At 41.9% G+C, this 3,677-nt stretch carries 3 protein-coding genes; all 3 read left to right on the top strand.

The genetic code is table 11. From position 1 onward, the window contains the following. Nucleotides 1-178 precede the first annotated feature (178 nt). The 3 genes from A372_RS37040 (at nucleotide 179) to A372_RS0100670 (ending at nucleotide 3,057) form a co-directional block, all read left to right on the top strand. Nucleotides 179-322, top strand: coding sequence for a hypothetical protein (locus A372_RS37040; RefSeq protein ID WP_019418931.1), 144 nt, complete (start codon nucleotides 179-181; stop codon nucleotides 320-322). A 624-nt stretch (nucleotides 323-946) separates the two neighbouring features. Then, a complete protein-coding gene (locus tag A372_RS0100675) occupies nucleotides 947-1,978 on the top strand; it encodes a hypothetical protein (protein WP_019418929.1) in 1,032 nt (343 codons plus the stop codon). 98 nt (nucleotides 1,979-2,076) lie between these two features. Further along, nucleotides 2,077-3,057 carry a hypothetical protein gene (locus A372_RS0100670; protein WP_019418928.1) on the top strand — a complete coding sequence of 327 codons (981 nt, stop codon included), beginning with the start codon at nucleotides 2,077-2,079 and terminating at the stop codon, nucleotides 3,055-3,057. Nucleotides 3,058-3,677: the final 620 nt, after the last annotated feature.

The raw sequence follows: 3,677 nt of genomic DNA, 5'->3' as shown, positions 1-3,677 counted from the left end.
GGTACTTGGACCGCAGGGTCCCGGGAGAGTAGGACGTTGCCAAGCAAGTGTAAATAGCCCACTGACTTATATAAGTCAGTGGGCTATTTTTGTGTTAGCAAAGAGGCGGTGCAGTTCGCAGATTATCGTTGATTTGCTTAATACTTAATAAAGTTATTAAAGGCCTGGAGTTTTCTTCATGGGAGAACTTAGGCCTGACTTCGACACATATGAGGACTATATGAAGAAGGCATCTACCTTGAAGACGGTGTTCATACAGCCTTCCGCCTTGCCAGAAGGGGATAGCTTTGCCAAGGGGAGGATCTATCTGGGCTCCGTTTGATCGTTCATTTCCTGCAGAATTGAAGGCAGAGGCCAAAAAGAAAGGAAAAAAGGTTTATTTGAAAAAATATAATTAGACGGAAGCAGATCTTATCGAGATGGAGTATACAAATGGAGGAAATAATTTGATTTTGAAATATACTCGTCTTGATCTGAAGCAATTTGTCGATCAGAAAAGGCTATTTGTATAGAGCTGTTAAGGATAATGATTAGTCTGAAGCAAAACAGCCTCCTGTGGCTCGAAAAGGGCAGGCAGCTCGAAATAACAACAAACGAAGAAAATACATTGACGAAGGAAAAATTGATCAAGAACGCCAAAACGATGATCAAAAAACAACATATATCGAGAAGTCAGCAACCCTCTGCAGGAACTTAAGCAATAAAATGTTCCTCAGGGGGTTGTTTATGTTTATGGGGTTTGACCCCAGACCGGCGGGAAGCCCAGCATCTTCTCATTCGTGAGCGATGCGGTTCGCAGTAACATCGTTGTATTGGCTTAAAATGATGAAGTTATTAACGTTTTCTTAATTAATATTAATAGAATGTTGTGTGGCTTTTTTTCAATTTCTTCGCTAGGATAATATGAGTGAGCATATATTCAAGTAATTACATAGGATAATTTACCATGAATTTGAAAAAAACGATTGTCGCAATATTGGTCGTATCTGGCATGCTGACTGCATTGGCAGGTCCGATTCCTGCTGGAGCCGCGCCAGCGCAAGAGAAGCAGCAAGAGCAGCAACAATCGGATCGCTGGACGGTTCAAGTGGATCCGAAGTTTACTGAAAAGCTGAACAAAGCGGTAAAGTTATTTGCCGGGAAAGATGTTGAATTGCAGAAGGTAGGCAAGCTTGGCGTTAATACGGCTACTGTGGCAAAAGTACGATCTGTAGATGGAAAATATTTTTTAGAGTTTGACAGCGAAACAGGGCGTATCTGGACGGTAGGCGGCCAAACCGCCACGATCGATCAAATCAGTAAAGAGGATCAAGAAGAGGTTCTAAAATTGCTTAAAGGAATGTATCCAAAGAAAAACTACGCATTTGAGAACGAAGTTGAGGTGATGCACCAGTATACTGATGAAAAAGCAGAGCTGAGAGATGAGATATCGTATTACTTGAGAGGAAAAGATTTCTCCGCTTCCTTGAACAAAAATTGGATCGTACAAGATCATATCGATTATATCGAAATTGACTTTGATAAGAAAGAGCTTGATCCGAAACTGTTGAAAACGGCGACAGACGCTGTTAAAACAGCTTTTAATCATAAATTTGAAATGAAGAAGGGTCAGCTTCAGGGTTATTTTAAGCGAATGAAACAAGGTCATAAACTAGAAGAAAAATTGATGCTACGGGACGACAAGGTTACGATTTATGCGGATCCCAATACAGGAAAAATAAATAGCGTAATCAATGAGATCGGAATAAAAGTACGGGATAATAAAGGAATTTCAGAAAAAGAGGCAAAAGAAGCGGTTGCCCCATTAGCGAAGAAATTGTTCAATATCGATCTTAATGGATATAACGTGAAATGGGATAACCTGACAAAAGACTATTACTTCACCAAAAAGAATGGCTCAAGTGTGAGAGCGGTGCTGGATGCCAATAAAAAAGTGGTATACATAAAATCCGGGAGCGCTGCGGCTCCTGGGGCTTAGAAGTCACTGGGGTTACGCCGAGCGTAGAGATTAGCATGCTTGAATTCTATTCTTCGCTGAAAGAAGAACATAAGTATATATACATAGGAGGAAATAATATGAATGTAAAAAAAGCAATTCTAGCGTCCATGATCGTATCAAGTATGTTGGTTACCGTGGCAGGCCCAATTCCTGCAGGAGCCGAGGCTGCACAAGAGCAGAAGCAAACGGATAATAAGAAAGTTCAGATCAACAAAACGATGGCCGCCAAGCTGCAAAAAGCGGTAAAGCAATTTGCGGGGAAAGAGATAAAGCTTGAGGATGTCGGCGAACTTGAGAATGGGCTGGTCATGGTTCAATCTGCAGACGGAAAATATGGTGTTTTCTTCGATCCTAAAAAAGAAAAAATATGGAGTGTTTCCGTCAAGACGACAATCGACAAAGTCGGCAAAAAATTTCAAGACAAAGCATTAGAACAGTTGAAGAGGGCGTATTCAAAGAAGAAATACGTGTTTAACAAAGAAGTTACACAGTCACAGTCTTACGATAGTAGTAAGGGAAAACTTGGCGAGTATGTAACTTATAATTTAGACGGGAAAGATTTTCGCACTCGAGTAATTGCTAATATTTCAGAAGACTATGCCAGCGTCGGTGTGACGATCGATATTGACAAGAAAGAACTTGATCCGAAATTGCTGAAAACGGCAACGGAAGCGAGCAAAACGGCGTTCGATCATCAATTTGATATGACGAAGGCGCAGATCGATAGTGAGTGGAAGAGGCATACGTGGGTGCTTCAGGACGACAAGGTGACGATTTACATGGATAGCGGGAAAGCAGTCAGTCTGATCAATGAACAAGGCAATAAGGTGACGACGAACAAAGAAATGACGGAAAAAGAGGTCACAGAAGCGGTCGCTCCGCTAGCGAAAAAGTTATTTAATATCGACATTACGGGATATGTAGTGAAATGGGACAGCTTATTTAAAGATTACCGCTTCATCGAAAAAGATGAAAATACGGCGGTGAGAGCCGCATTGGATGCTGACAAAAACGTGGTGTACATAAAATCCGGGAGTAGAGCAGCCGCAGGGAATTAGGAGGGACCTGCGCCAGCGCAAGAGCAGCAACCCAACAGGAAGAACAACAAAACGGTACAACGGACAATTAAAGACGTGGATAAGAAGGTTACTGCAGGGCGGTCACGTTATGTTGCTAAAGGCTCCCTCCCGGGAGAGTAGGTCGTTGCAAAGCAGTATGGAACAGCTCATTGACTTTAGTGTTGTCAGTGGGCTGTTTTGTTATGCACAAGTTGTTTACATGCTGCTTATTTCCAATGCAGACCCGTTTTTTACTGGTATCCAGCCACATAGATCCTTGAAGTTAAGATGACAGTACCAAAGGTACGCTGGAAACCGGGGACCTTTTGGCTGTGACCATTCCAAATGTGGCAATGTAGGTGATCGGAAACGGCATTTCGTTTGTCGTCTCGCGTAACTCTTTAATACTACACCGGTTTCACTATCCATATCGACACTGTTGTCCAACTCGCCCTCAGCATAACTATATGAACAGCAATAGGTTCTGCTCATATAATTGAACTGGAATAAATTAAGTGTTGAAAGTAATGGGATGGATATGATATATTTTAAGACCGATAGAGAAAAGGCGATACTTATCTCATTGGGGATAATCGTTAATATGGCGGTCGTGGCGAAGT

It is taken from the genome of Paenibacillus sp. OSY-SE (genome assembly GCF_000283315.1).
Classification (GTDB): Bacteria; Bacillota; Bacilli; order Paenibacillales; family Paenibacillaceae; genus Paenibacillus_B; species Paenibacillus_B profundus.
The sequence above is the reverse complement of the archived record's forward strand: the minus strand, read 5'-3'. Positions and strand labels throughout refer to the sequence as shown.

Bases quoted from the DNA above. Each gene is read 5' to 3' on its own strand.
- A372_RS37040 (WP_019418931.1), top strand. From the start codon at position 179: ATGGGAGAACTTAGGCCTGACTTCGACACATATGAGGACTATATGAAG.
- A372_RS0100670 (WP_019418928.1), top strand. From the start codon at position 2,077: ATGAATGTAAAAAAAGCAATTCTAGCGTCCATGATCGTATCAAGTATG.
- A372_RS0100675 (WP_019418929.1), top strand. From the start codon at position 947: ATGAATTTGAAAAAAACGATTGTCGCAATATTGGTCGTATCTGGCATG.